The sequence below is a fragment of the Vreelandella indica genome (assembly GCF_037070225.1).
GTDB classification, from domain to species: Bacteria; Pseudomonadota; Gammaproteobacteria; order Pseudomonadales; family Halomonadaceae; genus Vreelandella; species Vreelandella arctica.
Map to the genome: position 1 here is coordinate 1 of NZ_JBANSO010000019.1, position 26,738 is coordinate 26,738.

The window sequence follows — 26,738 nt, forward strand, 5'->3', positions numbered from 1 at the left end:
CCTAGCCAAAATGCTTGAGTGGAATTGAGTTCGCGGCTCATGATGATCTCCAAAATTAAAGAGACCATCAGTGTGATCAGCCTACGTTAATGTGGGTAGATGGGGTTTATGGCGCGCTTACTTATATTAGATACGACTAAAAGACCGCTTATGACCGAAAATCGACACCACCATCAACGGTAATTCCAATTTTGATTACACCGACCCACTAACCCTCATAACCTCCCTAGTCACCGCATCATTCAATATCCCGCGCTTGGCTTCGACAACCGTGAGCCAATCACGGGCGCGGGTGATGCCGGTGTAGACCAGCTCGCGGGTGAGGATGGGGTTGGGTGTTTGCGGTAGCAGTAGGGCGGTGTGCTGGAACTCCGAACCTTGGGATTTGTGTACCGTCATCGCGAACACGGTTTCTACCGCGTGTAGGCGGGAAGGCAGTACCCAGTGAATCGGGTTTTCGGGGTCGCTGGTCGGAAAGGCGACTCTTAATAGCATTCTTCCTGGCGTTCCTAATGAAGAGCGGGGATCAGGCACCGCCATGGTGATGCCGATATCGCCGTTCATCAGTTTTAGGCCGTAGTCGTTTTGGGTGACCAGCACCGGGCGGCCTTCAAACCAGCCTTTCTCTAACGTGTGGTCGTTGCCGAACAGCAGCTTTTCGCGGCGCAGGGTTTTGGCGATGCGCAGGTTTAAGCCTTCTACTCCCCAGGGGCCTTTGCGTAGTGCGCACAGCAGCTGAAAGCGGCTGTAGGCATTAAGTACTTGCTTCGCCCAGGCATCGTAAGCTTCCCCGTTCTCTTCAAATGCCAAGGTGGTATCAGGCCGTTCACTCGCTAGGGTATTCAGGTAGTGCTGGTAGCCGGTGGGCGGTGCCATTGGCTCGCCCTTGAAATTGGTGCGGCCTTCGCCTGCGTTGGGAAAACGTTCCGGGCTGCCGGTGATCACCAGGCGCTCCAGGGCGCTGTCTTCGTTTTGTGCGTCGGGCTTTAACACCAGGTGGTGCAGGTCAGCATAGCCGCTATTCAGTACGCCATGCACGGCTTGGTGTTTATCCCGTTCCCGCAATGTCTCACTTAGCGGCTGGTTAATCGCCTGGGCGAGCTGGCCGATGCCGCTTGTTTCAGTAAAGCGGTGGCTTACCCGCAGCATGGTAATGGCTTGGTCCAGCGGCTGGCCGTCCGGGTCGATTAATGCTTCTGGCAGTGGGTGGTCGGTGAGCTCGGCTAGCCACTGCGCCGTGGCGGGTGTGTAGTGGGCGGCGTCGGCGCGGCGGCACAGGTCGCCCAGCACGGCGCCTGCTTCCACGGATGCCAGCTGGTCTTTATCCCCCAGCAGCACCAGCTTGGCGCTGGCGGGTAGGGCGCTGAGCAGCGCCGTCATCATTTCGATATCCACCATCGAGGCTTCATCCACCACTAGCACGTCCAGCGCTAGCGGGTTGGCGGCGTTGTGGCGGAAGTGGCGGGTGTCGGCGCGGGCGCCAAGTAGCCTGTGGATCGTGGTGACTTCCGTGGGAATGTCGATTGCGTTCGATGAGGAAGCGGCTGATTGCTCATTTAATAGCGATTCCAACCCGCTAAGGGGTAGGTCCTTCACCTGCCCGGCGATGGATTCATTTAGCCGTGCGGCAGCCTTGCCAGTGGGAGCAGCTAGGCGAATGCGTAGCGGGTGGGCGTTGGGCTGGGCCAGTTGTAGGGTTTGCAGTAGGGCCAGGAGGCGCACCACGGTAGTGGTTTTGCCGGTACCGGGGCCGCCGGTGATGATCGCAAACGGGCTGCGGGCAGCAAGGGCGCAGGCGGCTTTTTGCCAATCCAGGGTGGTGGTGGGTTCGAAGAGGATGTTTAGGGCTTGGGAGAGTATACCGGGGTGACTATCGTCACCCATAGCCCAATGAATTGGGCTCCTACAAAAACCCTCTTCGCCGGAAAGGCGGTTGGCGATTTCCTGGTGCAGGGTTTGCTCGAACTGCCAGTAGCGGCGCAGGTAGAGTTTGCTGGTGTTGTCGCTGTGGCTCACTACCAGCGGTGTATTGCCGGGGCCGTCGCTGATCAGTGTGGGGTGGTTGAGCGCGGCCTGCCATTCGGGCAGCGTTAACGTGGCCAGCACGTGGCTGGGTAGCGGCGGCGGGTCGTTGAGGTCGTCGCCTTCCGGTGGCAGCGAAAGCGCAAAATCCGGGGCTTCCAGCGTCGCGGCTACATCCAGGCAGACATGGCCACGGCCAAGTTGGTGGCTGGCTAGCGCTGCGCCCAGTAACAGCAGCGGCGGGGCGTTTTGGGTTTCACGGTCGAGAAAGCGCACCAGGGCCAGATCCAGGTCCCGCAGCCAGCCACGGGAAACCCAGCGTTCACACAGTACGAATAGCGCGGAGGTATCGCTTAACGCGGGGTGCGGTTGGGTAGCACTGACGGCTGATTCTGTCGGTGGCGTTACCGTTGCGGTTGAATCAGGTGCAGCGGCTGGCGCGTCATCGGCGAACAGGTCAAGGTTCATGGAAGCGTTGTTTCTTTTGCTCATACCTGTTGTCTCATACCTGTGCTCATACCAATGCCTCTTGGCCTGTTGTTGATTCTATTGTTGCGTTTGCCGCTGTGCCGGTAAACAGTGCATCCAGGGCTTCGATCAGCGCGACCGGCGCAGGCACGGAGTGCACGCCACGGGCGGTGGTGCGGCTGCCGCGCAGAAACACCGTCATCGAACCGCCCAGGTGTTGGTGCGGGTCGTAGTCGGGCAGGCGCGCTTTGAGCAGCCGGTGGAGGGCGAGCATATACAGCGCCGCTTGCAGGTCGTAGCGTTTTTCAAGCATGGCATCGCGCAGGGCGTCAGCAGTGTAGGCGCTGTCGTCGCTGCCCAGGTAGTTGGATTTCCAGTCGAGCACGTAGAAGCGGCCTTCATGCTCAAAGGCGAGGTCGATAAAGCCCTTGAGCATGCCGTTGAGGGTGTCGGCATCCAATACGGGGCGCGATACCCCTGGCAGTAAGTGGTCACTGACTAGCTCATCCAGCTTGCGTGTTTGTACCTGGTGCGCGGCAAACCAGAACTCCAGTTCCACCTGATAGCTTTCGAGTTCGCATAGCGCCACTTGGCTGCCTTCGCTGGGCTCTGTCAGGGACGGGGACGGGGCCAGTGAAAGAGAGTGAGGCAGGGGAAGCGGCGTGGCGAGCAGTTCTTCCAGCCAGCCCGCCAGAGTGTCGTGCCATGCCTGCCAGCCGCGCAGCTGCACGCGCCGCCGCAGCATATCTTCTCTGGCGGCGGGGTCTTCTAGCGCTTTGTTGAAGCCTAGTTGGCCCGCCCACTCCAGCAATCCATGCAGGAAAGTGCCTGGGCCAGGCCCTCGTGGAAACCGGTGCAGGTGAAACGCCTCGGTGTTGATGGCGTTGTCGTGGGGCTCGTCCAGCACTTCCAGGGTGGTGGCTTCCTGGGGGGTGGTAGGTTCCGGCGTGGGCGTTGGCTGCGCCGCCCCTGGCATCGTTTCAGAGACAGCCCCTGAGGTGCGCAGCGCCGAGTAGCTGGCGATCCACCACTGTTCACGGGCGGGGCGCAGCGGGGTGCGGGCGTGGCCCAGTGCTTGCTGTTCCGGCGCCGGGGTGAAGCGCAGCGCGGTGGGTTCCGGGGCGGTACTTAAATCAATATCGCTGCCTTTCACCAGTTCGCCCAGCGCCTGGGTAAACGCGCGGGGGGCAATGGCCTTGCCGCCGTTGATCAAGTGGCCGATGGCGCTGTTTTCGCTGCCTTTTAGCGGCGCCAGCCCTAGCAATGTGGCGTGGCGGGCGCGGGTGAGCGCGACGTAGAGCTTGCGCAGGTCTTCACCGAGGCGTTCGCGGTCGGCGGTGGCCAGCGTGGCCTCATCGGCGCTCAGGCTGAGTTGCAGCGTGCCGTCGCTATCGTGCCAGCGCAGCGGCAGGTCGGTGTCGCTGACCGGGCGGTGGTTGGCGATAAACGGCAGGAACACCAACGGGTACTCCAGCCCCTTGGATTTGTGAATGGTCACTACCTTGACCAAGTCGGCGTCGCTCTCCAGGCGCAGCTTGTGGCTGTCGCCGTGGCTATCCGGGTCGGCAATGGCCTCGGCTAGAAAGCGAATCAGCGCGTGTTCGCCATCCAGCTCCTGGCTGGCATGCTGGAGCATTTCACCCAAGTGGAGCAGGTCGGTTAGCAAACGCTCACCCTCGGCGAACTCGCCCAGCAGCCGCGCAGCGATATCAAAATCGACCATCAATCGGCGCACCAGCGGCAGCACACCTTGGCGCTGCCACAGGCGGTGGTAGTCGCTGAACTGCTCGACCCGCGCTTCCCAGGCCAGTTCGCTCTGGTTGAGGTGGTCGAGTGCTTCAAGGCTGAGCCCCAGCACCGGCGTTGCCAGGGCGGCGCGCAGCTTGGCTTCCGCCTGGCGGGAGTTGGCTTGGGGCTCGGCGCAGGCGCGCAGCCAAATAGCTAGCTGCGGAGCGATGGGGGAGCTGAACACCTTGTCGTGATCGGAAAGGTAGACGCTCTTGATGCCCCGGCTGGCCAGCGCCAGACGAATCGCTCGCGCTTCCTGCAGGCCGTTGACCAGCACGGCCATGTCTGAGGGGGCCAGCGGAGTGAGTGATTGCTCTCCGTTATCGTCATCGCCATCAGCGACCTTCGCAAACCCCGCCTGCTGTTGGCGGCCTGCTTCCAAAAACATGGCCATGTGCGAGGCGCAGCGCTCGGCCATCTCCGTTTGGTAGGCGGTTTTGGAGAGCGGCTCGTCGCTTTCCAGTGGCCACAGGGTCATCGCTGCTAGCGGTTGGCCGTTGAGTACCAGCGTCTCTTTGGTACCTTTGGCGTTAACGGGGTTGAACGGCAGCGGGTTGTCGCCGCCATCAGCGCGGAACAGGAAAGCCCCGGCATCATGCTGGTCGGCGTAGCTGAAACAGTGGTTGACCGCTTCCACCATGGCGCGGCTGGAACGGAAGTTGGTGCCCAGCGTGACGTGGCGGCCATCGGTGTCTTCGCGGGCCTGCAGGTAGGTGAAGATATCCGCGCCACGGAAGGCGTAGATCGCCTGCTTGGGGTCGCCAATCAGCAGGATGGCGCTGTCGCGCCGGGGCGTTGCGACGTCATACACGGCGTTGAAGATGCGGTACTGGATCGGGTCGGTATCCTGGAACTCGTCGATCAGTGCCACGGGGAACTGGCGCTGGATTTGCGCGGCCAGGGCTTCTTTGTTGGGGCCTTTCAGGGCGCGATCCAGATGAGTGAGCAGGTCGTTGGGGCCCATCTCGGCGCGGCGCTCCTGTTCGCGCTCCAGCCGGGCGCGGCACCACTGTACGGCGTGAATCAGCAGGTCGTTGCGTGGCTCGGGCAGGGCATCCAGCGCTTGCGGTAGCTGTGCCAGCGCTTCCCAGGCTTGCGGGCAGGGCGGTGCGCCTTCTTTCCAGATATCGGCCATGCCGTCTGGCGTCATGCGTTTCCAGGCGGCGTCAGTGAGCGCGGGGCGGTCGGCCTCCGTTTCGCACCACTCGCGTAGTGCGCTTAGCCAGTTGGCGCGGCTTTTGGCGTTAAAGCTTTGGCCCTTGAAGGCTTTGCGCGTTGCGGCGTCTTCCAGGGCGGGCACCAGATCATCCAACCAGGCGGCCCAAGGGGCTTTGAGTTCGCTGAGCTTTGCGGCGCGTTCGGCCTGGGTAGCGGCCAGGGTCTCGCTGGGTTCGGGCTTTTCGTCGCCCAGCGCTTCGCTTTCGGGCAGTAGCCGTTGCAGCGGTGCGTGCAGGTCGTCCGGTGATTTCCAGTAGCGGGTGACAATGCCGAGGGCGTCGCTATCCAGCGGGTAGTAGAAGCTGCGCCAGTAGTCGCGCACCACTTCCTGTTCGAGTTCGCGCTGGTCGTTTTCCAGGTTGAGGGAGAACAGGCTGCCGCTGTCGAAGGCGTGTTCGCGCAGCATGCGGTAGCACCAGCTGTGGATGGTGGAAACCGCGGCTTCGTCCATCCATTCCGCGGCCAGCGCTAAGCGCCGCGAGCAGGCGGGCCAGGTGGCGGGGGCGTATTGGTCGCGGAGTTCTAGGAGCAACGGATCTAGTGCAACCGGGGCTTCCCCGGCGACAAGCCTACGTGGAGGCGCTGTGAACCCATCCCTGGGCGCTACATTCAACATCCCTGTTGAATGACCTCCACTACGGCTTGCCCCCGGCGCCCCTCCATCTATTTCCTCAGCTCGAAATACTTCTGCTGCTTCTACCAGCCGGTTGCGGATCCGTTCGCGTAGCTCTTGGGTGGCGGCGTTGGTGAAAGTAACGACCAGGATTTCCGGCGGCGTGAGCGGGCGGATAAACGCGGTATCGTCGTCAACGCTGTGGCCACCGAGTACCAGCCGCACGTAGAGCAGGGCAATGGTGAAGGTTTTACCGGTGCCAGCGCTTGCCTCTATCAGTCGGCTGCCGTGGAGTGGGAGGCTTAGTGGATTGAGTGGTGCTGGCTGGCTCATCACTGATCTCCGGACGCTGGCAGCAGAAAGCAAATCGGCCCAACGTGGGGCCTAGACTGTATGAGAGCCCCGCCACCTGATAATCTTGTCGCCGAGCCACTCTTGGTGCAATGAGTTTACGCTACCGGCGGCTTCGGTTCACTCTAACGATGGGATCTCATGCTGACATCGCTGCTGGATAATGACTTTTACAAGATCACGATGCAGAACGCCGTGATCAAACGCTTTCCCTATGCCCAGGCGCGCTATGCGTTTATCAATCGTGGCGAGCACGAATTTCCTGATGGCTTCGGTGATGCGCTGCGTCGCGAAGTGGATCAGATGGCGATGCTGCGCCTGAGTGATGAGGAAAAGCGCTATCTCGAAATAACCTGCCCTTATCTCGACCCTACCTATCTCGATTTCCTGGCCGGGTTTCATTACGACCCTGCCGAGGTGATTATCGAGCAGCAGGGCAGTGACCTTTCGGTGATTATCGAGGGGCCCTGGTACCGCACCATTCTGTGGGAAGTGCCGTTGATGGCGCTGATCAGCGAGCTTTGGTATCGGCTGCGGGGTGTGTCGGTCACCCATGAGGCCGATGCAATGATCGAACAGCGCGCCCAGGAGAAGATCGAACTCTACCGCCGTCTTGGGTTGAAGATTGCCGAGTTCGGCACCCGTCGGCGCTTCTCGTTCGATGTTCATGACCGTGTGGTGGGCGCACTTTGCCACAATGGCGGCGAGGCGTTCAGCGGCACCAGCAATGTGCTGCTGGCCATGCGCCATGGGGTTAAGCCGATTGGCACCCACGCCCATGAGTGGTTCATGTTCCACGGCGCCCGCTTTGGTTTCAAGATGGCCAACAGCCTTGCCCTCGAGCATTGGGTGGATGTGTATCGCGGTGATCTGGGCATTGCCCTGACCGATACGTTCACCTCGCGGGCGTTCTTCGATAGCTTCGATAAGAAATTCGCCAAGCTGTTCGATGGCGTGCGCCATGACAGCGGCGACCCGATTGATTTTGCCTCCCAGACCATCGCCCACTACGAGCGCCTGGGCATCAACCCGTTGAGCAAGACGATTATCTTTTCCGATGCGCTGACGCCGGAGAAGGTCGAGCATATTCACGCGTTTTGCAAAGACCGGATTGGTATGGCGTTCGGCATCGGCACCAACTTCACCAATGATGTGGGCGTCGAGCCGATGAACATGGTGATCAAGATGGTCGAGGCGCGCCCGGAAGGGCAGCAGTGGCTGCCGGTGATCAAGCTCTCCGATGTACCGGACAAGCACACCGGCGACCCGGAGATGATTTCGCTGGCGAAGCGGGTATTAACCCTGGGCTGGAAGAGCCATTAGGCTTGTCAGCCTTTAACGGCACGATGCAGCGGCGAATAGAGCGCCTCGGTTAGTGTGGCGAAAAGGTGGCCTAGCGCTTGCTCGCTGACCAGCCGTTCAAAGCTCGGCCACTGGTGGGAAAGGTAGGCGCTTTGGGCGACTTCGCCGGTCTGGAAGCGCCCGCCTTCGTAGGCGGTTTCGGCGGCGGCGTAGGCATCGCTATCCGGTTCGGATTCCGGCGTACCTAGCTTCGCCAACCAGGCGAAAGCGGCCTGGGGCGCCAGCGGTAGCGGGGCCTGCATGCCATCGCACCAGGCACTTAGCAGGTTTTGTAGCTGGTAGCGGGCATTCTCGGCCTCTAACGGTTCCAGCCGCACATGGCCTGCTTTGGACAGTAGCTGGGTGGTCATCGGGCGCTCACTATTACCCGCCAGATGCGCGACCCAGGGCCGCAGCAGGTGCTGCCAGCGGTATTGACCACGGCCGCGTCCCTGACTGACCAGGCTGCTGCTGAGCAGTAACAGGCGGCAGCGGTTGCCCGCCTCATCCTGGCGCAGTTCCCCCAGCCAATCTTCCAGCGCTACCTTTCCTTCAGTTTTTTCAACAACATGCACTGCCTGCGGTGCTGCTACCACGTGTGGCCACTCTTGCAGCGCCTCTTCGTAGGCACCGAACAGTGCCTCCATCGGTTCCGCCAGCGCTTCACGCATCCGCTCGCCAAAGGCGCCCACGGCCAGCACGCCTTGGCCTTTGAAGCGTTCCAGCGCAGCGTGCAGTGCTTCCATGCGCGGTTGGCCGTTATCCACGGCGTGGCGCTGGGCGGCGATTAACTGATCCTGTAGTTGCCAGTTCTGTAGCCCGTCCAGGGTGAAGGGCTCGACATCCAGTTGGGTAAGCGCTTCCTGCTCGAAATAGACGCCAAGACGGGTGTTGAAAAAGGCCTTCGCGGGGTCGCGTAAAAAGCTGCCTAGCTGGGCCAGAGTTAACGTGCTTTGCTGTTCGCTGTCCGCTTTTAGCTCTGGTGATTGTGAGCCTTGGGTGCTTTCTCCACTGGGGGTGTGCAGGGCGTGCCACTCGTGGGCATACGTAAACAGACGTGCTTGGGCGGGGGAATCGCTGGCTTTGGAAGAGAAGTAGCGGCGACTAAACGGCTGCAGCGGGTGCTCGGTAGTCAGCGCTTCCAGCAGCGGCTCGCCGTTGTGGGTGTGCCAGCCCGCTTCCAGGTGGTCGCGCAGTTGGCCGACCAGCACCGAGGGCGGCATGGGGTTGTTGTCGATCTGGCTGCGGCCCACCCAACTAATATAAAGCTGCTGGCGAGCGGATAGCAGCGCTTCCAGGAACAGGTAGCGGTCGTCTTCCCGCCGCGAGCGGTCGCCGGGGCGGTAGTCGCTGCCCATCAGGTCGAAATCCAGCGGCGGCTGTGAACGCGGATACTCGCCATCGTTCATGCCCAGCAGGCATACGTGCTTGAAGGGAATGGCCCGCATCGGCATCAGCGTGGCGAAGTTGACCGCACCCGCTAGAAAGCGCTGGGAAAGGCTGTGTTCGTCGATTTGCCCCAGCCAGTGTTCGCGCACCATGGAGAGCGGCAGGGGATCATGAAGCGCGGCCTCTTCGGTGCTGTCCAGCAACTGCTGTAGCGCGGTTTCCAGCTTGGTGAGCATCACGCTCTCTTGTGCATCGTCGGTCAGGAAGTAGGTTTCCAGCAGCTCGCGCAGCCGGGCCACCCAGGTGGCGGTATCGGTGGGCTGGCAGAAGGTTTCCCAGGTGGTTTCCAGCTTTTCCAGCAGATTTGCCAGGGGGCCTGCCAGGGAGGCTTCCAGCCCGCCAATATCGTCGAATGGCTCGATGCCTTGCCACGCGTCGGCACTGCCTACGGTGTACCCCAGCAGCAGGCGACGCAGACCAAAGGCCCAGGTGTTCTGGGTCAGTCCTTCGGGTAAGTCAAGACGTGTCCGTTGCTCTGCGTTAAGCCCCCAGCGAATGCCCGCGCCCTCAATCCAGCGGCTCAGGGTGGGCAGGTCATATTCATCGATGCCAAAGCGTGCACGCAGTGCGGGGACTTCCAATAGATCCAGCAGGTCGCTTACCGAAAGGCGCAGTTCCGGCAGGCGCAGCAGTTTTTCCAGCGCGATCATCATCGGTAGGCGGTGGCGGCTGGCCTGATCCGACAGCGTGTAGGGAATGTAACGCGGGTCGTCGGGTCTAGCGTTCGCGTGATAGCCACCGAAAGCGGAGCGGTACTGGCCGAACACGGCTTCAATATGCGGTGCGTAGCGGTCGATATCCGGCACCATGACGATGATATCCCGCGGGCGCAGATCCGGGTCGGCGCTGAAGTCCGCCAGCAGCTGGTCGTGAAGAATCTCCACTTCCCGCTGGGGGCCGTGGGCGATATGGAACACGATGGAGTCGTCGCTGGCCGGGTCTAGCGCGGGCCAGTGGGTTTGGGTTTCTGCTACCGGCCGCAGCTCGCGGATATCGTCCTGCAGTTGGCTGAGCAGGCAGTGGCGCTCTTCGCCGCTAAAGGGCTCGAACATGTCGATGCGCAGCGCCTGCTGCTCGAATAGCGTTTGGTAGTTGCCGGAGTCGTCGTGTTCGTCAAGCAGGCGCAGGTAGTCGCGCCCCTGCTTGCCCCAGGCGGCCAGCAGCGGCTGGGCGTGCAGGTGCAGGGCGTCGTCGGCATCGCCGGTGCCGAGTACGTCCAGGGCGTCGGGCATGCCTGCCTTGCGCCGCTGGCGGTAGCGGCTGGCGCGGAGTAGGTCTTTGTGCTCGATGATATCCGCCCAGTAATACTGGCAGGGGTTGTGCACGCAGAGCACAATTTGGCAGCAGCGCGACAGCGCCGCCAGGGCTTCGAGGGTTTGCTGCGGCAGTGACGAGATGCCGAAAATGATCAATCGCCGGGGCAATCCGTGCGGGCACGCTTGGCCTTCAAGCTGTTCGGCGGCTTCCAGAAAGCGGCTGTGTACCTGGGCTCGGCTGCTGTTAAGGCCTGCGTCGCCTTGCGTCATCGCCACATCGTCGCGCAGGGCACGCCAGAGCTCGGGCTGCCAGAGCTGGTGCGCTTCCAGCGGGCGGGCTTCGCCACGGGCGGTGATCAGCACGTCGTTACCCTTGGCCCAGGCGTCCAGCCAATCGGCGCGATACACCTGGTATTGATCGAACAGATCCGCCAGCCGCTCGGCCAGTTGGTAGTGCTTTCGCTGGTCGCGATCGACCTCTAAAAAGCGCGCCAGCGGCGCGAAGGCTTCCTGCTCGGCAAGGCTGGGCAGCAGGCGCAATAAGCGCCATATCAACCGCGACTTATCAAACGGCGACGTTTCCGGCACTGCGTGCTCGTCGTGGGTTAAGTGCGTCAGCACTGTGCGGTAAGCCTGCCACAGAAAACGCGCGGGCAGCGTAACGTTCAACGCCGCGGCTATGCCCGCCCCGCCCTGGGCTGGGTCTTCCGCTAGCGCCAGCTTTAGCCACTGCCCAATGCCGTTGCTCTGCACCAGAATAGTCTCGTTCTCCAGCGGCGAGAGCGGGTGTAGGCGCATCCACTCCACCGCCAAGCCGCGCAGGTCTTCCAGGCGATTGGCGTGCACGACCATAAAGCCCGGCGTTAACGGCGTTTGTGAGAGCAGCGAGTTTGCAGACATGCACGATGTTCCTTAATGGAGGTTCCTTCACGGCCAGGGCAGAGTGGCTCAGTGTATGGTGCCATAAGTTTAGTTCTTAAGCTTGAAACCCTAGCGTCCAGTTTTATAGCTGCTATGATGAAAATATGATGCATATAGGTTGTATATCGGCTGTATAAGCGTAGCAGGAGGTTGCCAATGGCAGTGGGCAATGTAAAAGAGTCATTGAATGAGCCGAACCGGTATCTGGTGCCTGATTCGTTCGAGCGGTTTTTGGCTGACTTAAAGGGTGTTGCTCGACAAGAGCGCCACCCGTTGATTAACCCGAGGTTATTTGCCAGTGCATTGAGCATCGATATCCAAACGCTGGCCAGCCAAGCGCATGTTCATCGTACGACGATCTCACGTGCCCAAGGGGCAGAAAAACTTCAACGTTATTTGCGTGATGCACTTCGTGTGCTCGGTGCAGCGGCGGATATTAATGGTGATTTCCATGATGCTCTGTTTTGGTTTCGCAACGAGCCGCTTAGCGCATTTGACTATAAAACACCCGAGCAGCTCGTCAGTGAAGGGCGCGCAGATGATCTTCTGCGCTATGTTCAGGCGCTGCAAGCAGGTGTCGTGGGATGATAGTACTGCCGGAGCTGAAAACTCAGGCATACCGTGTACATGTTCCACGCTGGGCATTTTCGCCTACCAGTGGGGGTGGTGCTAGAGAGCATGGTGGGCGGCTGAACCGAGTTGGTGTGGATGCTTTATATCTTTCTCTCGAGGAGCAAACAGCGTTAGCGGAGTACAAGCAGCTTTCTGCATTGATGCCACCTGGGCTGATTGTTAGCTATTCGGTGAGTGTGACTCATATTGTCGATTTTCGAGCAGGCTATCACTCGAAATGGGATAGCCTGTGGCAAGAGCTCAACTGTGACTGGCGTAAGTATTGGTTTAATCGGCGCATTGAGCCGCCTAGCTGGCTATTAGGCGATATGGCGTTGGAACAGGGTGCCAAGGGGATACTTTTTCCTTCTTTGGCACATGCTTCAGGTACTAATCTCGTTCTCTATACCGAAATGCTAACAGAAAGCGATAGCCTAGAGGTCTATGATCCGAAAGGCGACTTGCCGCGTGATGCACGCTCTTGGGAATAATTACTTTTAAAAAACTTACTTATGCGACCTCTTCCCTTGCGCGAACGCCGTGGCATCGCCAAGCTATGCGGATACCGTGAACAACGCTAAGAGAGATTTCTAATGTCAGATTCATCGCAAAACTCCCGCCGCCACTCTGCTCCTGTGGTTGATGGCCCTGGTAAAGCCGCTAGCCGCGCCATGCTGCGCGCGGTGGGCTTTACGGATGCCGATTTCAAAAAGCCTCAGGTGGGTATTGCTTCTACCTGGAGCATGGTGACGCCGTGTAATAGCCATATTAATGAGCTGGCCGAGTTTGCCCGCGATGGCGCCGATGCTGGCGGTGGTAAGGGTGTAATTTTCAATACCATCACGATTTCCGATGGTATTGCTAACGGCACCGAGGGTATGAAGTATTCGCTGGTGTCGCGGGAAGTGATTGCTGACTCCATCGAGACGGTGGCAGGCTGCGAAGGCTTTGATGGCCTGGTGGCCATTGGGGGCTGCGATAAGAATATGCCCGGTTGCTTGATGGGGCTGGCGCGTTTGAATCGTCCCAGCGTGTTCGTCTATGGCGGCACCATTATGCCCGGCAAAGGACATACCGATATCGTCTCGGTGTTCGAGGCGATGGGCGCGCACTCCCGTGGTGATATCGACCTGATCGAGCTTAAAAACATCGAAGAAACGGCGATCCCTGGCCCCGGTTCCTGTGGCGGTATGTACACCGCTAACACTATGGCTTCGGCCATTGAAGCCTTGGGCATGAGCCTGCCGGGCAGCTCTGCGCAAAATGCTATCTCTCAGGAGAAGCGCGACGACTGTAAAGCGGCGGGCGAAGCCGTGCTGGCGCTGCTAGCCGACGATATTAAACCTTCCGATATCATGACCCGCGAGGCGTTCGAGAACGCCATTACGGTGACCATCGCGTTGGGTGGTTCTACCAATGTGGTGCTGCACTTGATTGGTATGGCGCGCACCATCGGTGTGGAATTGACCCTGGCGGACTTTACCGAGATTGGTAAACGCGTGCCGGTACTCGCGGATTTGCGCCCTAGCGGCCATTACATGATGAGCGAGCTGGTGGCGATTGGCGGTATTCAGCCGCTGATGAAAATGCTGCTGGATGCAGGCCTGCTCAACGGCAACTGCTTGACCGTTACCGGCAAAACGTTGGAAGAGAACCTGGCCAATGTAGCCCCTTACCCTGCCGAGCCGCCGATTATTGCCCCGCTGGGCAACCCGATCAAAACAGAAAGCCATTTGCGCATGCTTTACGGCAACTTGGCACCGGAAGGCGCGGTCGCGAAAATTACCGGCAAAGAGGGCACGCGCTTCTCAGGCTCGGCACGGGTCTTTGGCTCGGAAGAAGAAGCCCAGGCGCGCATTAACGATGGCACGGTCGTCGCGGGCGATGTCGTGGTGATTCGCTATGAAGGACCTAAAGGCGGCCCCGGTATGCGCGAAATGCTCACACCCACCTCGGCGATTATGGGCCGCGGTTTGGGTAACGATGTGGCGCTGATAACCGACGGCCGTTTCTCGGGTGGCAGTCACGGTTTCGTGGTCGGCCATGTGTCGCCGGAAGCATTCGACGGTGGCCCGCTGGCGTTGGTAGAGAATGGCGATACCATCACCATTGATGCTGAGGCCGATACCATTGAGGTGGATTTGTCTGACGAAGAGTTGCTGCGTCGTCGCGAGGCGTGGAAACAACCAGAACCTCGCTATACCCGCGGCGTGCTTGCTAAGTATGCACGTCTTGTTAGCTCCGCTAGCACCGGCGCGGTAACAGACCAAGAGTAACGGTTTATCGGCGGGTGTCATCAAGACGTCAAGCGCAAGGCTTAGCATATAAGCCTTGCGCTTTTTTATTGGATAAACGGTGAGGATGGATGGTGGAGCAAACGCAGATACGTAGGCGCATAGGCGAGGTGTTTTGGGCATTCTTAGCGCTGGGCTTAACGTCTTTTGGCGGACCCGTGGCACATCTGGGTTATTTTCGTACCGCCTTTGTGGAGCGGCGTCAGTGGTTAACCGAAAGTGCCTACGCTGATTTGGTCGCGCTGTGCCAGTTTCTGCCGGGCCCTGCGAGTAGCCAGGTGGGGTTTGCCCTTGGCCTAATGCGTGCTGGCCCATGGGGCGCGGCCATGGCGTGGCTGGCCTTTACGCTGCCTTCGGCGATTATTCTGCTGTTGTTCGCATTGGGGGCTGCAGTGCTGGATGGCCCCATCGCCAGCGGTATCATCCACGGCTTAAAAGTGGTCGCGGTAGCGATCGTCGCCCACGCCGTATGGGGCATGGCGCGTAACCTCTGCCCGGATAAAACCCGCGCTGGGATTGCCTTGGCTGCTGTGTTCACGGTGGTGCTGGTAAGCGGCCCGCTAGGACAGGTTGCGGCGATTGTCCTGGGTGGTTTAGTTGGGCTGGCGCTGTGCCGGAATAGCGCCGCCATAGCAGAAAGCGCACCGCTGCATTTTCCGGTTTCCCGCCGGGCAGGCGTGGTCGCGTTGGGGCTATTCGGCGGGCTGCTGGTTCTGCTGCCAGTGATGGCGGGCAGTGCTGTTTGGCTTAACGTGATCGATGCATTTTACCGCTCAGGTGCGCTGGTATTTGGTGGCGGACATGTGGTGCTGCCGCTATTAGAAGCCGAGGTGGTGCAGTCAGGGTGGGTGACGCCCGATGAGTTTTTGGCCGGTTACGGCGCAGCGCAAGCAGTGCCTGGGCCGTTATTCACGTTTGCGGCTTATCTGGGCGCGCTGCTGCCCGGCATGAATGGGGTAGTGGGAGCTTTGTTGGCACTGCTGGCAATTTTTATCCCAGGCTTCTTACTGCTGGTCGGCGTACTGCCGTTTTGGAACCAATTTCGTCGGTGGGGCAGCGCTCAGGCGCTAATGCGCGGTGCCAATGCAGCGGTGGTGGGGATTTTAGGCGCAGCGCTTTATCAACCGGTATGGACCAGCGCGATCATCGGCTCTTATGAGTTTATTCTGGCACTTACGGGATTTTTACTGCTGACCGTGTGGAAGCTGCCTGCCTGGCTGGTGGTCGCGCTGGTGGCAATCGCAGGTGTCTTTATCCCACTGCCGTGACGTCAATTTCAACACGCTGTGTGTATAAACACGCACGCTGAATTTTCCCTCCCTCGGCATTGTCTTCTACGCTAAATATGTCGCCAATTATGGCTAACGAGGGAGGGGTTATCATGACGGACATGGGAGTCTGTGCCTGTCCTGGCTGTGAGCATCACGTCTCCAGCGAGCAGGCGGTCATCACAGAAGGTCGCGCCTATTGTTGTAAGGTCTGTGCTGCTGGTCACCCTGGGGGAAGCGATTGTGTTCATAAAGGGTGCCCCTGTAGTGAGCTTAACCGCCCAGCCGAGGGTGAAGAGAGTGCAGGTGAAGAGGTAATGGACGGATTCAGTAACGCGCAATTTTAGCCATAGACACAGCGTAACTGCCCACATTGACAAGGAGACCACAATGTCTAGACAAGCTCGTATCGAACCGGTCATTGAAGCCAGTGATCTTAAAGAAACCATCACCGGATGGTTGGTGATTGATGAAACAGTGCCTGAAAACGAAGTCGTTGTTTCCGAGCACACCTCTAAGAAAGAGGCAATTCAGGCTGCCGAGGCGTTAGAGCAGCGCGAAGACTAACTAGTCCATCCTAGCTAATCCATCAAAACTAGCCCAGCAAATAAAAACGCCTCGCGAGAGCGAGGCGTTGATCAGCTATTGGCTATGGCGCCTCCAGCTCTAAGGTGCGACGCAGGGCGTGAAGTTCATCCACTCCCAGGTGCTCAAGCCTTCCAGCGAGCAGGTCGCTAATTTTCTGAACGGGAAGCCCTGCCCGGCGGGCAATTTCTCGGCTTCCTAAGTCTGATACAGCGATCAGACGAGTAATAATACGCATTAGTCGCGTACGTTTTTCAAGTTCCCTGACATCGAGGTCAGGGCTGCTTCGCGGAGGATCTAGCTGTTCCGCAGTGGCAGTTGCGCGTGCCGTGCTCATGTGGCTCCAACAGTCTGAAATGACAAACACACAATGCCGCCAACTCGTGCGCATTTCAATGCCTATTTTGATGAAAATTTCACGATTTCTGCAAAGCCCGCAAACGCGCTAGCTCTGGTAAACTAGGCGTCTTCCTATTTTGCTGTGTACCTGGGCCGGTACACGCCGTTTTTCAATTTAGTATCGCTTTTATAGGCCGTTGGGCCGAGGAGTTTTGCATGTCGTCGAACAGCACACCCAAGGTGGGCGTGATCATGGGTTCTAAGTCTGACTGGCCGGTCATGGAGCACGCTGTCTCCATGCTGGAGCGTTTGGGCGTGGCCTATGAAACCCGCGTGGTCTCGGCGCATCGCACGCCGGACCTGCTGTTCGATTATGCCAAGAGTGCGGCCGAGCGCGGCCTACAAGTGATTGTGGCGGGTGCTGGTGGTGCTGCTCACTTGCCTGGCATGGTGGCCTCGCAAACGCCGCTGCCCGTGCTGGGTGTGCCGGTAGAGTCTAAGTCGCTTAAAGGCTTGGATTCACTGCTTTCGATTGCGCAGATGCCGGGCGGCATTGCAGTGGGGACGCTGGCAATTGGTAAGGCGGGCGCCACTAACGCAGGCTTGCTGGCGGCGCAGATTGTTGGCTTACAAGATGCCACTGTGCGCAGTGCGGTCGAGGCGTTTCGCGCTGAGCAGACCCAGAAAGTACTCGATAATCCGGATCCGCGTCCCGATCCAGAAGCAGAATAAGGAGGCTGTCTATGAATATCGGTGTACTAGGCGCAGGCCAACTAGGCCGTATGTTGGCGCTAGCGGGTTATCCGCTGGGCAATCGCTTCACTTTTTTAGATACCACGGGTAACCCCAGTGCAGGCATTGGCGATGTCATTGTCGACCCTGATAACCAGCATCTGGCTGAGTTTTTAGCCAAGGTGGATGTGGTGACTTACGAGTTTGAACACCTGCCAGTGGAACTGGTGCGTGAGATTGAGCAGCATAAGCCGGTTTACCCCAGTAGCCGTGCGATTGAAGTATGCCAAAACCGGGTTGAAGAGAAGACCCTATTTGACCGTTTAGGCATCCCCACGCCCGCTTACCGAGTGATAGAAAGTGCCGAGCAGCTCGAAGCTGCCGCCCGTGAGTTGGGCTGCCCGGTGGTGGCTAAATCGGTCACGGAAGGCTACGACGGTAAAGGCCAGTCGGTATTGAAACTGCCTGAGCAGGCGGCAGATGCATGGGCAGCTATTGGCCATCCGCAGCTAGTTGTTGAAGCATTTGTCGATTTCGTGCGCGAAGTCTCGATGATTGCCGTGCGCGGTCGCGATGGTGAGGTGGTGTTCTACCCCATGGCAGAAAACCAGCATGTGGATGGCATTCTGCGTTACTCGGTAGCGCCGCTACCGGATCTGGATGCTAATGTTCAGCAAACCGCCGATAGCTATATTCGTGCGTTGTTAGATGAGTTGGATTACGTGGGGGTGCTGGCGCTAGAGCTGTTTCAAACTCGTGATGGCAGCCTGCTGGCCAACGAAATGGCCCCACGCGTACATAACTCCGGCCACTGGACGATGGACGGCGCGGTGACCAGCCAGTTTGAGAATCATCTGCGTGCTATTCAGGGCTTGCCGTTGGGCGATACCCAGGCGATAGCCCCCACGTGCATGATTAATGTGATTGGCCGTGAGGGGGATAATGCGGCGATCCTGGCGCTTACAAACACGCACCTGCATCGCTATGACAAAGCAGAACGTGCCGGGCGCAAACTCGCCCACGTCAATATCCTGGCACCCAACCATGCCGAACTGCTTGAGAAAGTTCGCGCCTGTAGCGCTTTGTTGCCGGATGCTCCTCCTCCAGATCTCAGTTTTTCAATCAAACAGTAGTGCTCTAAAGCCGCCTGCCCAGCAAGCGGCTTTTTTGCTTACTTAATGGGTCGGTGGTTGACCAAGTACGCAACTTATATCGCTAAAACTACCTAAATGCGCTAAAAAGGAACTACAAAAAATCAGCTAACTAAGCTGAATCTAATAGCACTTTTTCATTAGGCGGGTAGTCGGTATGTCTCACTCCTCAACTATGGGGACTGCGTCGGGGATGCGTAGTGGTTTCCAGCGCGATCATCATGTCACCGTAAAACGTTTACACAGCGAGAAAGTACGTCTTCTGTACGATAACTTATGGCAGCCCGTGCTTAGCAGTGTATTGGCAGGGGTGTTGTTAGTGGCTGCCATGTGGCCGGTAGTGGCGAGCTGGATACTGCTGACCTGGCTTGCTGTCTTGACCTTTGTGTCGTTGGCTCGCCTTGCCTTGGCCTACTATTTTCGCCGCTTACCCGCGCAGCAACAGCAGCGCCGCCGTTGGTTACACCGGTTCAGTATCGGGGCGATTGCGGCTGGCTGCGTGTGGGGTGCTGGTGGGATAGTTCTGTTTACCGGCGAAAATCACGGCCAGGTAGCCGCGCTTTCGATTGTACTGGCCGGTATTGCCGCTGGCGGCGTCACAACGCTTTCTGCCGTATGGTGGGTTTCGCTTGGCTTTGTGTTGCCGATTATACTGCCCTTGCTGGTGCAGTTTTTGTTGTTAGGGTCATCACTGGCAATTCTCATTGGCGCCATGCTAAGCCTGTTTTTAGGCCTGATTATTACTACCAGCCGACGCCTAAGCCGCATTATTCACGACAATATTGCCCTGCGGGTGAGTATGTCTGCTCGCGAAGTGCAGTTGCAAGAAAGTGAACACCGCTACCGCTCTATCTTTCAACGTTCGCCGCTGGGCGTGCTGCATTTTGATGAACATGGCCAAGTTACTGACTGTAATAGCAAACTGCTGGATATCTTGGGTGTTAACCGTGCGCAGTTGCTCGGCTATCGCATGTTATCCCATTCGGCGGATAGTGGAGTGGCAAAGGCTGTGCGCAACGCACTAGTCAAAGGCACTGGCTATTACGAAGGAACCTACTATCTGCCCAAGGCTAGCGCGGGAACGCCTCTGCGTGCCTTCTTCAATGGCGTACATAGCGCAGGTAACGAGATGGTTGGCGGTGTAGCGATTATCGAAGATTTTACCGAGCGTAAGCGCGCCGACGCGATTATTTACCGTCAAGCCTACTATGACTCACTCACTGACTTGCCCAATCGTCGCCTGTTTATAGAGCGATTAGCTACCCTCTGCAATGAGCAGCAAACTGAACAGCAGGGCGGTTTGTTGATGTTTTTAGATTTAGACCGCTTCAAGCTGATTAACGATACCTGGGGGCACGCCACCGGGGATGATTTGCTGGTACAAGTAGCCCGCCGCCTAGAAGGCTGCCTGCGCGAAGGCGACATGGCCGCACGGCTTAGCGGCGACGAGTTTGTCCTGCTGGCGCTGCTTGAAGAAGAGACTGAGGTAGACATGGAAGCCGCTGCTGAGGCTTATATGCGCGCTGTTCAGCAGGCGCTCTCTGAACCTTATCGGCTTGAAAGCCGCTGGGTGGAGGTAACACCCAGCATGGGATACACCTGCTTTATGGCGGCTGATTGTGACGATGAAGAATTGCTTAAGCAGGCCGATATTGCGATGTACCGCGCGAAAACGGAAGGGCGCGCACGCCTGCGCCGCTTTAAGCCCTGGATGCGGGATGCCATGCATTAAAGCGGCGTTGAAAGGACCTGTTACGCTATCTGCCCGCTCAGCAATAGCCATAGCGCGATTAATGCAAAATGGCCGGGATACCACGCTAACCATAGACGCCGCGGCATTGCCAAGTTAATGGCAGGGATGCGCTGGGCCGCCCCTGCGGCAAGTATCAGCACCACCACACAAGTGCCTACAGTAAATGACTTGGCCATGTCAGACGCATTCATCTGCCCAGCAATCCAGAGAACGGGAAACGCCGCTAACCCGGCCCACAGGCGCGACTGAAAGTCACTGTCCGCTTGGCTCAAGGCATGCATGGCAAACATCAATAGCGGAATCAGCAGCAGCCCATTGTGGCCATATTCGACCCAGAACCCCAGCAGATACCACACCGTAACGCCTAGCGCGGCACCGGCTAACAGCCAGGGCATGGTGAGGGTTTGCTGCTGGTAGTGCTGCCAACCTTGGCGCACGAGCGCGCCCAGGGCTAAGCCGCTGGCGAGGGTAAAACAGACATTCAGAATGAATGTGTCTGACGTCCGCGGCATCATCATATAGGGGAGCTGGGCGACCAAACCGATAATCAAAATTCGGCGCGAGTAGCGCAGCGGATTGCGGGTATTAAACAGCCCATGCCAAGCGACCATGGCGGCAAACAGAGGGAAGGCAATGCGGCCAATGGAAGACCCCGCCCAGCTCAAATCCCAGTCACCGGGCAATATGTAGCGAGTGAGGTGATCAATGGTCATGGTGAGCAGCGCCAGCCACTGGCCCCAGCCTGTCCAGTGAGAAGAGGGACGCAGTGTCGCAGCAGCCTCTTGAGCCACCGAGTGGGCGGCTGATTTTTCAACCATGGTACCTCCTTGTAGGGTTCTGTTATGGAGTAAAGACCCGCAATGCCTGTGCTAGTTCGCCGCCAGTGCTTCTCGAGTTCAGTCCATGTAGATAGGCTTACCTAACGCCCACACTTGGTCAATCGACCAGCGTCCGTCTGAAAGCACAATAAAATCCGCATCGCTACCGGTCGACAGGCGGCCTTTATGAGGCAGTTTTAATGTGTCGGCGGCAGAAGTAGCTGCGCAGCGAAGAGCGTTCTCCACACTGATCTGGTGCTCATTAATACATTCACCCAGGACGTCAAACAGGCTGCTTAGTTTACCCGGTTTTAAGCCGATAAAGCGGCGCTGTTCGTCAAATTGCGGCAGCGAGGCGTTGGCATCTGATGAGAGGCTGATACGTGCAGGCTCAATACGCGCACTAAGCGCACGGGCAACCGCCTCTGATGCAGGCACTTCACCGCCCGCCAATAGCTCCGGCGTGGTACTCGTGGTGAAATCAATGCGGCCGCCTTCGCGGGCAAACCGCAGGCCATCTTCGAACAGTGCTGGTGTGCGGTTGATATGGGTCGGATAGAACTGCGCAAGTGGGATGGCGCTCTGCTTAGCGACACTGCGTAGTGGCTCAAGGTGCGAGTCAGCATCGCCGGTATGAATAAACACAATCCCCGACTTGCCCGCCAGCAGCCCCGCGGTGCGTGCATCAGACGCTAGCCTCGTGAGTTCGTGAGTGCTGGGTTGGGAGCCTCGGTGGTCGCTAATCGCTACTTCACCCACCCCGATAAACTCAGGAATATAGAGAATGTCGCTGGCTACCGACCCGGTCAAGGTCACGGGAGGGAGTTGGTAAGAGCCAGTATAGGCGTAGGTGGTTAAACCGCCTGCGGCAAGCTCTCGTGCTTTGCCAATTAAATTAGCAGGGGTGCGGGTTAGCGCATCGGTGCCCAGTGCGCCTATTAAGGTGGTTACTCCAGAGGCGCAGGCTTCTTCAAGGCTGAGTTCCGCCGTGCGGTTGCCAAAACCACCTTCGCCGCCGCCGCCAATATAATGAACCAACGGATCTACCAAGCCTGGAATGACGCGCCTGCCCTCAAGATCTACCGTGGTAATCAGTGAGCCCAGATTAAACGTTTCAGCGGCATCGATTATCGCTGCAATGCGCTGGTCGGCGATCAATATGTGGCATAGGCCACGAGGCTCTGGGGTGAAAAGCTGAGCGTTTTTAACGAGCGTTAGCATCGCATTCCTTACTTTTCTAAACTTAGTTTTCTGAATTCAGGTTATAAGAACGCCGACCCGAAGGTCGGCGTTATCACACCCTTCGTGTGCTTACAGGCGCACGTCGTAGTTGAAGTAACGGTTCATTATTTCATCATAAGTGCCATTGTCTTTTATGGCACGCAGCGCTTCGTTAAAGCGTTCGGCCAACGCTTCATCACGAGGACGAAATGCCACGCCAACCCCTTGGCCGAAAATATGCTCAGGCTGTTTAATAAAATCGCTGATGCGCTGGAAGTCACTCCCTTCGCTGTCAATATCAATAGTGGCTTCGGCGATAGGATAGTCCATAAAGGTGAGGTCCAGGCGTCCGCCAAGAAGGTCGGTGACCACGTCATCGGCCCCGGTATAGCGGCGGATCTCTAAGATATCTCCATATAGCTCAGTGACGTAGTTATCCTGCAGGGTGGCCCGCTGTACGCCCACGGTTAAGCCTTCCAGGCTACTGCGATCCTCAATATTGATGTCGTGCTCATTGGTGGTGATCCATGCGCTGGGGGTGGTGTAGTAGGCTTCTGAGAATAGCACGCGCTGGGCACGCTCTTCGGTAATCGCCATAGACGACATAATGGCATCGTAGTTACGTGCCAGCAGGCCGGGAATAATGCCATCCCAATCCTGTTCAACCCAGGTACAACTCACTTCAAGGTGATCGCAGACGGCGTTACCCAGTTCGATCTCAAAGCCGGTGAGTGTGCCGTCGGCTTCGCGGTACATAAAGGGTTCGTAGGGCACATCGACGCCGAGACGAATCTCGTCGTAGTCACGTGCGGTGGCGGAAATTGAAACAAACGACGTCGTTAAACCGACCGCCAAGGCAGCGGCCAGTGTCAGCGTTGCAGAACGCATAGTCAGTCTCCTGAAAACAATTTTTTAGTTAGTGGGTGTTACAACGCGCAAAGGCTTTTAAGTGCGCCAAGCGCAGGGGTTGCGGTGTGTTATGAATACACGGCAATAGTCACGCGCAGGGGCGTGGAATGGCACGGGCGTGCCAAAGGGGGAAGGCTATTCGTCGAACCACTCGCTCAGGTAAAAGCTGTCAAAGTAGCAGCTCGTGCCTGGGCGTTGCGCGCTTGAGAACTGCGCTAGCAAGGGAAGGGTATAGGTCATAGAACAATATCGCCTAAAAACCTCCCCGACGTTTCAGCCGGGGAGGAGAGAGCAATTACTCTGCGTCTTCTTCACCAAAATAACGGGTGTAGATTTCGTCGTAAGTACCGTCTTCCTGCACTTCAGCTAAGGCTTCGTTGAACTGCTCAGCCAGGGCTTCGTCGCGCTGACGGAAGGCGATACCAAAGCCGTCACCGAAGTACTCTTTCGGCTCGCTGATGCGCTCGCCGACGACTACGTACTCAGCTTCTTCGCTTTCCAGTAGGGTGGATTGGCCAATCGGGAAGTCGAGGAACACGATGTCCAGACGCTCGGCTTCCATATCCAACACCATGTCATCAGCGGTGGAGTAGCGGCTGATTTCTGCAACGTCACTGAAGTTGTCAGTCACGTAGTTATCTTGCAGGGTGCCACGCTGAACGCCGATGGTCATGCCTTCCAGTGTTTCTGTCGTCGCTTCGCTGATACCTAGGTCGCTAGCCGCAAACCATGCTGACGGCATGGTGATGTAGGGGTCAGAGAACAGCACTTGCTCACGACGCTCGTCGTTAATAGTCATCGACGACATGATGGCATCGTAGTTGCGTGACATCAGGCCAGGAATAATGCCATCCCACTCTTGCTCGACCCATTCACAGGTAACGCCCATGCGGTCACACAGTTCGTTGCCTAGGTCGATATCAAAGCCGGTAAGCTCGCCTTCAGCGGTGCGGAACTCCATCGGCTCGTAAGGAACGTCAACGCCGATACGTACGTTGTCGTAGTCACGTGCCTGTGCTGAGGAAGCGGCAGCGATGGCCAGGCCCAGCAGTGAAAGAGATAGTAGTTTTTTCATATTGTTACTCCGTATAAAGCGGATACAAAGAGCGAGTAGTATTTGTTGAACAGCTATTAAACTACCCCAGGTTGGCGTTGACGAAAAGAGCTTGCCCGCCAGTGAACCAACGTTTGTTTGACGGTTTCATTGTTTTTACATGATTAAGCATCTTGTGGACGTAGATGTGCCAGCAGCTTTTTTTCCAAATAGCGGAAGAAGAATAAAATCGCGAACGTTAAGCACAAGTAAATGGCGGCTACGAACAAAAACGCTTCAAATGGCGCGTAGTAACGCGCATAGACAAAGCGAGCGGCACCGGTCAAGTCCATCAATGTGACCACGCTGGCGATAGCGCTGGCGTGGAGCATAAAGATCACTTCATTGCCGTAGGCGGGTAGGGCGCGCCGAAAGGCGCTGGGCAAAATAATGCGCCGCATCATCATATTTTGCGACATGCCATAGGCGCGGGCAGCTTCAATCTCGCCTTGCGCGGTAGCTTTGATGGCACCCCGGAAAATCTCAGTGGTGTAGGCGGCGGTGTTCAGCGTAAAAGCGATTAAGGCCGGGTAGAAGGCCTCACGTAGCACAGGCCATAAAAAGGTTTCCTGAATGCCGTCAATAAACACCACGCCGTAGTAGATGATATAGAGCTGAATCAGCAGTGGCGTACCGCGAAATACATAGGTGAACAGGTAAACCGGCAAGCTAATCCATTTGTGCTTGGAGCTGCGCATAATGGCTAGCGGCACGGCGATAATTAACCCCGCAATCAGTGATAAAAACACTAACTGAGTGGTGGTGACCAAGCCTTCCCAGTAGTAACCCAGTGTATCGGCGGTAAAAATGGTATTGCCAGCGAGCAGGTCATTGAACCAAGCGGAAATATCGAGCATGTCACTGACCTCCAAAGCCGATGTCGTAGCGTTTTTGCAGCCGCGCAAATATCCACTCGGATACGCTGGCGATCAGCAGGTAAACCACGGCGACGGGAAGCAAAAAGGTAAACGGCTCGTGGGTAGCGCGAGAGGCTTCAGCGGCCACGCGCACCATGTCGGTTAAGCCGATAACGGACACCAGCGCAGTGGTTTTGAGCAGGACCATCCAGTTGTTGGAGAGTCCCGGCAGCGCATGGCGCATCATTTGCGGAAAGCGAATGCGGCGAAATACCAGGCTACTACTCATGCCGTAGGCCTTGCCCGCTTCGATCTGCCCGTTATCCACCGCCATAAAGGCGCCGCGAAAGGTCTCACCCATATAAGCGCCGAAGATAAAGCCAATGGTCAGCACACCAGCGGCGAAGGCATTAAAGTTAATGTAGATATCGATCTCGTAGTTGTAATAGAGCATATCGCTGATGGCGTTGACGCCGATCTGGCCACCAAAAAACAGCAACATCATTAAAACGAGGTCAGGGACGCCGCGAATCAGCGTGGTGTAAACCGTGGCGGTTCGCCTTAAAAACCAATTACGCGACATCTTGGCGGTGGCGGTTAGCAGTCCCAAAATAATCGCTAAAATCAGCGATAACACCGCCAATTGAATAGTGACGCCAGCCCCCTCGATCAGCCGGGGCCCATAACCTTGCAAATCAATCATGGTGAGCCTCGCGGATCAGTATTTGGGAGCCAGAAATTGCTGCAGGCGGGGTGACTGTGGATTGCCTAATACTTGATCCGGCGGCCCCGCTTCTTCCACCAAACCCTGGTGAAGGTAGATGACTTGGCTGGAGACATCACGGGCGAAGCTCATCTCGTGGGTTACTACCACCATGGTGCGACCCTCTTCGGCCAGCCCGTGCATGACTTTTAAAACATCGCCCACCAATTCTGGGTCGAGGGCCGAAGTAGGCTCGTCAAACAGCATGACTTCCGGGTCCATCGCCAGGGCGCGAGCAATGGCGCCACGCTGCTGCTGGCCACCGGACATTTGCGCCGGGTAGGCATTGGCACGGGCTGTTAAACCGACGCGCTCGAGCAGGGCGTGGGCGTGTTCCAAGGCCTCTTTTTTGGGCTTTTTCAGTACATGAATCGGCGCTTCAATAATGTTTTCCAGCAGCGTCATGTGGGCCCACAGGTTAAAGCTTTGAAACACCATGGAGAGCTTGGCACGCATTTGTACCACCTGCTTCCAATCTTCGGGCTCGCGGCCGTGCTTGGTGGTTTTAAAACGAATGGGTTCGCCGTGGACAATGAGGTCGCCATCATCAGGCTGTTCAAGCAAGTTCATGCAGCGCAAAAAAGTACTTTTACCCGACCCAGAGGCACCAATCAGGGTTATCACGTCGCCCTTTTGAGCTTGTAGTGAGAGTCCTTTCAGAACTTCCGTATCGCCAAAGCGCTTTTTAATATTACGCACTTCAAGGGGAGTAGGCGTAGCGGCCATAACATTGGCTCCAGTACAGAGTTGCCGCAGCAACTGGTTGGTTTGATGCGGCTGGCGCGAAAAAAGGGGCGATTCTATCAGGCTGGACGAATAATGCGCGCCCTACTTATCACATTAAACACTCGACGTTAGTTGTACCAACGCCGAGCAGCCTGTTATCGCCTCACCATTATTATTGTCAATCTCTCTA

At 57.6% G+C, this 26,738-nt stretch carries 21 protein-coding genes; 10 read left to right on the forward strand and 11 right to left on the reverse strand.

Going from position 1 to position 26,738, the window contains the following annotated elements:
• Positions 1-195 precede the first annotated feature (195 nt).
• Together recD and recB are read right to left on the reverse strand one after the other, a co-directional pair.
• The gene (gene recD, locus V8L71_RS13645) at positions 196-2,490 is read right to left on the reverse strand and encodes an exodeoxyribonuclease V subunit alpha (RefSeq protein WP_431313181.1); all 2,295 of its coding nucleotides are present in this window, start codon (positions 2,488-2,490) and stop codon (positions 196-198) included.
• 46 nt (positions 2,491-2,536) lie between these two features.
• The gene (gene recB, locus V8L71_RS13650) at positions 2,537-6,442 is read right to left on the reverse strand and encodes an exodeoxyribonuclease V subunit beta (RefSeq protein WP_336274452.1); all 3,906 of its coding nucleotides are present in this window, start codon (positions 6,440-6,442) and stop codon (positions 2,537-2,539) included.
• Positions 6,443-6,601: 159 nt separating this feature from the next.
• Here recB and pncB point away from each other — a divergent pair, with 159 nt between their 5' ends.
• Positions 6,602-7,783 (forward strand): nicotinate phosphoribosyltransferase, encoded by a 1,182-nt coding sequence (gene pncB / locus V8L71_RS13655; protein WP_176301995.1) that lies wholly within the window; start codon positions 6,602-6,604, stop codon positions 7,781-7,783.
• A 5-nt stretch (positions 7,784-7,788) separates the two neighbouring features.
• Here the strand turns inward: pncB and recC are convergent, their stop codons facing one another.
• Positions 7,789-11,406 carry an exodeoxyribonuclease V subunit gamma gene (gene recC / locus V8L71_RS13660; RefSeq protein ID WP_336274453.1) on the reverse strand — a complete coding sequence of 1,206 codons (3,618 nt, stop codon included), beginning with the start codon at positions 11,404-11,406 and terminating at the stop codon, positions 7,789-7,791.
• 177 nt (positions 11,407-11,583) lie between these two features.
• Between recC and V8L71_RS13665 the strand changes: the two genes are divergently transcribed.
• From V8L71_RS13665 to V8L71_RS13690, 6 genes are all read left to right on the forward strand, one after another.
• Positions 11,584-12,015, forward strand: coding sequence for a DUF2384 domain-containing protein (locus V8L71_RS13665; protein ID WP_336274454.1), 432 nt, complete (start codon positions 11,584-11,586; stop codon positions 12,013-12,015).
• Positions 12,012-12,530 (forward strand): RES family NAD+ phosphorylase, encoded by a 519-nt coding sequence (locus V8L71_RS13670; RefSeq protein WP_336274455.1) that lies wholly within the window; start codon positions 12,012-12,014, stop codon positions 12,528-12,530. The genes V8L71_RS13665 and V8L71_RS13670 overlap by 4 nt, the downstream gene beginning before the upstream one ends.
• Positions 12,531-12,632: 102 nt before the next feature.
• A complete protein-coding gene (gene ilvD / locus V8L71_RS13675; RefSeq protein WP_336274456.1) occupies positions 12,633-14,315 on the forward strand; it encodes a dihydroxy-acid dehydratase in 1,683 nt (560 codons plus the stop codon).
• 89 nt (positions 14,316-14,404) lie between these two features.
• Complete coding sequence (chrA, locus tag V8L71_RS13680) at positions 14,405-15,601, forward strand: chromate efflux transporter (protein WP_176302001.1); 1,197 nt, start codon at positions 14,405-14,407, stop codon at positions 15,599-15,601.
• A gap of 113 nt (positions 15,602-15,714) precedes the next feature.
• Positions 15,715-15,948 (forward strand): hypothetical protein, encoded by a 234-nt coding sequence (locus tag V8L71_RS13685; protein ID WP_083832267.1) that lies wholly within the window; start codon positions 15,715-15,717, stop codon positions 15,946-15,948.
• Between the two features lie 43 nt (positions 15,949-15,991).
• Entirely contained in the window at positions 15,992-16,168 is a 177-nt protein-coding gene (locus V8L71_RS13690; RefSeq protein ID WP_008958941.1) for a hypothetical protein, read from the forward strand.
• Between the two features lie 82 nt (positions 16,169-16,250).
• On the opposite strand, the gene V8L71_RS13695 is transcribed toward V8L71_RS13690, so the two are convergent.
• The gene (locus V8L71_RS13695; RefSeq protein ID WP_008958942.1) at positions 16,251-16,523 is read right to left on the reverse strand and encodes an XRE family transcriptional regulator; all 273 of its coding nucleotides are present in this window, start codon (positions 16,521-16,523) and stop codon (positions 16,251-16,253) included.
• Positions 16,524-16,741: 218 nt separating this feature from the next.
• Here V8L71_RS13695 and purE point away from each other — a divergent pair, with 218 nt between their 5' ends.
• The 3 genes from purE to V8L71_RS13710 all read left to right on the forward strand — a co-directional run bounded on the left by purE (position 16,742) and on the right by V8L71_RS13710 (position 20,140).
• A complete protein-coding gene (gene purE, locus V8L71_RS13700) occupies positions 16,742-17,257 on the forward strand; it encodes a 5-(carboxyamino)imidazole ribonucleotide mutase (RefSeq protein WP_176302002.1) in 516 nt (171 codons plus the stop codon).
• Positions 17,258-17,268: 11 nt separating this feature from the next.
• Positions 17,269-18,390, forward strand: coding sequence for a 5-(carboxyamino)imidazole ribonucleotide synthase (locus V8L71_RS13705; protein ID WP_336274457.1), 1,122 nt, complete (start codon positions 17,269-17,271; stop codon positions 18,388-18,390).
• Between the two features lie 175 nt (positions 18,391-18,565).
• Positions 18,566-20,140 (forward strand): diguanylate cyclase domain-containing protein, encoded by a 1,575-nt coding sequence (locus tag V8L71_RS13710; protein WP_336274458.1) that lies wholly within the window; start codon positions 18,566-18,568, stop codon positions 20,138-20,140.
• Positions 20,141-20,160: 20 nt separating this feature from the next.
• Here V8L71_RS13710 and V8L71_RS13715 read toward each other — a convergent pair whose 3' ends face one another.
• The 7 genes from V8L71_RS13715 to V8L71_RS13745 form a co-directional block, all read right to left on the reverse strand.
• Entirely contained in the window at positions 20,161-20,979 is an 819-nt protein-coding gene (locus tag V8L71_RS13715; RefSeq protein ID WP_336274459.1) for a TraX family protein, read from the reverse strand.
• Positions 20,980-21,057: 78 nt separating this feature from the next.
• The gene (iadA, locus tag V8L71_RS13720) at positions 21,058-22,200 is read right to left on the reverse strand and encodes a beta-aspartyl-peptidase (RefSeq protein WP_336274460.1); all 1,143 of its coding nucleotides are present in this window, start codon (positions 22,198-22,200) and stop codon (positions 21,058-21,060) included.
• Between the two features lie 90 nt (positions 22,201-22,290).
• On the reverse strand, positions 22,291-23,088 hold the full coding sequence (locus tag V8L71_RS13725; RefSeq protein WP_336274461.1) for a transporter substrate-binding domain-containing protein: 798 nt from the start codon (positions 23,086-23,088) through the stop codon (positions 22,291-22,293).
• Positions 23,089-23,404: 316 nt separating this feature from the next.
• Positions 23,405-24,184, reverse strand: a complete 780-nt coding sequence (locus V8L71_RS13730) for a transporter substrate-binding domain-containing protein (RefSeq protein WP_336274462.1) — start codon at positions 24,182-24,184, stop codon at positions 23,405-23,407.
• 143 nt (positions 24,185-24,327) lie between these two features.
• Positions 24,328-25,059: an ABC transporter permease gene (locus V8L71_RS13735; protein WP_336274463.1), complete on the reverse strand. Its 732-nt coding sequence runs from the start codon at positions 25,057-25,059 to the stop codon at positions 24,328-24,330.
• Position 25,060: 1 nt separating this feature from the next.
• Entirely contained in the window at positions 25,061-25,762 is a 702-nt protein-coding gene (locus V8L71_RS13740) for an ABC transporter permease (protein WP_240719572.1), read from the reverse strand.
• Between the two features lie 15 nt (positions 25,763-25,777).
• Positions 25,778-26,548: an ABC transporter ATP-binding protein gene (locus tag V8L71_RS13745; RefSeq protein WP_336274464.1), complete on the reverse strand. Its 771-nt coding sequence runs from the start codon at positions 26,546-26,548 to the stop codon at positions 25,778-25,780.
• Between the last annotated feature and the right edge of the window lie 190 nt (positions 26,549-26,738).

What these genes read in the sequence shown, in the direction of transcription:
- recD (WP_431313181.1), bottom strand. Translation starts at nt 2,490, where the DNA reads ATGAACCTTGACCTGTTCGCCGATGACGCGCCAGCCGCTGCACCTGAT.
- recB (WP_336274452.1), bottom strand. Translation starts at nt 6,442, where the DNA reads ATGAGCCAGCCAGCACCACTCAATCCACTAAGCCTCCCACTCCACGGC.
- pncB (WP_176301995.1), top strand. Translation starts at nt 6,602, where the DNA reads ATGCTGACATCGCTGCTGGATAATGACTTTTACAAGATCACGATGCAG.
- recC (WP_336274453.1), bottom strand. Translation starts at nt 11,406, where the DNA reads ATGTCTGCAAACTCGCTGCTCTCACAAACGCCGTTAACGCCGGGCTTT.
- V8L71_RS13665 (WP_336274454.1), top strand. Translation starts at nt 11,584, where the DNA reads ATGGCAGTGGGCAATGTAAAAGAGTCATTGAATGAGCCGAACCGGTAT.
- V8L71_RS13670 (WP_336274455.1), top strand. Translation starts at nt 12,012, where the DNA reads ATGATAGTACTGCCGGAGCTGAAAACTCAGGCATACCGTGTACATGTT.
- ilvD (WP_336274456.1), top strand. Translation starts at nt 12,633, where the DNA reads ATGTCAGATTCATCGCAAAACTCCCGCCGCCACTCTGCTCCTGTGGTT.
- chrA (WP_176302001.1), top strand. Translation starts at nt 14,405, where the DNA reads ATGGTGGAGCAAACGCAGATACGTAGGCGCATAGGCGAGGTGTTTTGG.
- V8L71_RS13685 (WP_083832267.1), top strand. Translation starts at nt 15,715, where the DNA reads ATGACGGACATGGGAGTCTGTGCCTGTCCTGGCTGTGAGCATCACGTC.
- V8L71_RS13690 (WP_008958941.1), top strand. Translation starts at nt 15,992, where the DNA reads ATGTCTAGACAAGCTCGTATCGAACCGGTCATTGAAGCCAGTGATCTT.
- V8L71_RS13695 (WP_008958942.1), bottom strand. Translation starts at nt 16,523, where the DNA reads ATGAGCACGGCACGCGCAACTGCCACTGCGGAACAGCTAGATCCTCCG.
- purE (WP_176302002.1), top strand. Translation starts at nt 16,742, where the DNA reads ATGTCGTCGAACAGCACACCCAAGGTGGGCGTGATCATGGGTTCTAAG.
- V8L71_RS13705 (WP_336274457.1), top strand. Translation starts at nt 17,269, where the DNA reads ATGAATATCGGTGTACTAGGCGCAGGCCAACTAGGCCGTATGTTGGCG.
- V8L71_RS13710 (WP_336274458.1), top strand. Translation starts at nt 18,566, where the DNA reads ATGTCTCACTCCTCAACTATGGGGACTGCGTCGGGGATGCGTAGTGGT.
- V8L71_RS13715 (WP_336274459.1), bottom strand. Translation starts at nt 20,979, where the DNA reads ATGGTTGAAAAATCAGCCGCCCACTCGGTGGCTCAAGAGGCTGCTGCG.
- iadA (WP_336274460.1), bottom strand. Translation starts at nt 22,200, where the DNA reads ATGCTAACGCTCGTTAAAAACGCTCAGCTTTTCACCCCAGAGCCTCGT.
- V8L71_RS13725 (WP_336274461.1), bottom strand. Translation starts at nt 23,088, where the DNA reads ATGCGTTCTGCAACGCTGACACTGGCCGCTGCCTTGGCGGTCGGTTTA.
- V8L71_RS13730 (WP_336274462.1), bottom strand. Translation starts at nt 24,184, where the DNA reads ATGAAAAAACTACTATCTCTTTCACTGCTGGGCCTGGCCATCGCTGCC.
- V8L71_RS13735 (WP_336274463.1), bottom strand. Translation starts at nt 25,059, where the DNA reads ATGCTCGATATTTCCGCTTGGTTCAATGACCTGCTCGCTGGCAATACC.
- V8L71_RS13740 (WP_240719572.1), bottom strand. Translation starts at nt 25,762, where the DNA reads ATGATTGATTTGCAAGGTTATGGGCCCCGGCTGATCGAGGGGGCTGGC.
- V8L71_RS13745 (WP_336274464.1), bottom strand. Translation starts at nt 26,548, where the DNA reads ATGGCCGCTACGCCTACTCCCCTTGAAGTGCGTAATATTAAAAAGCGC.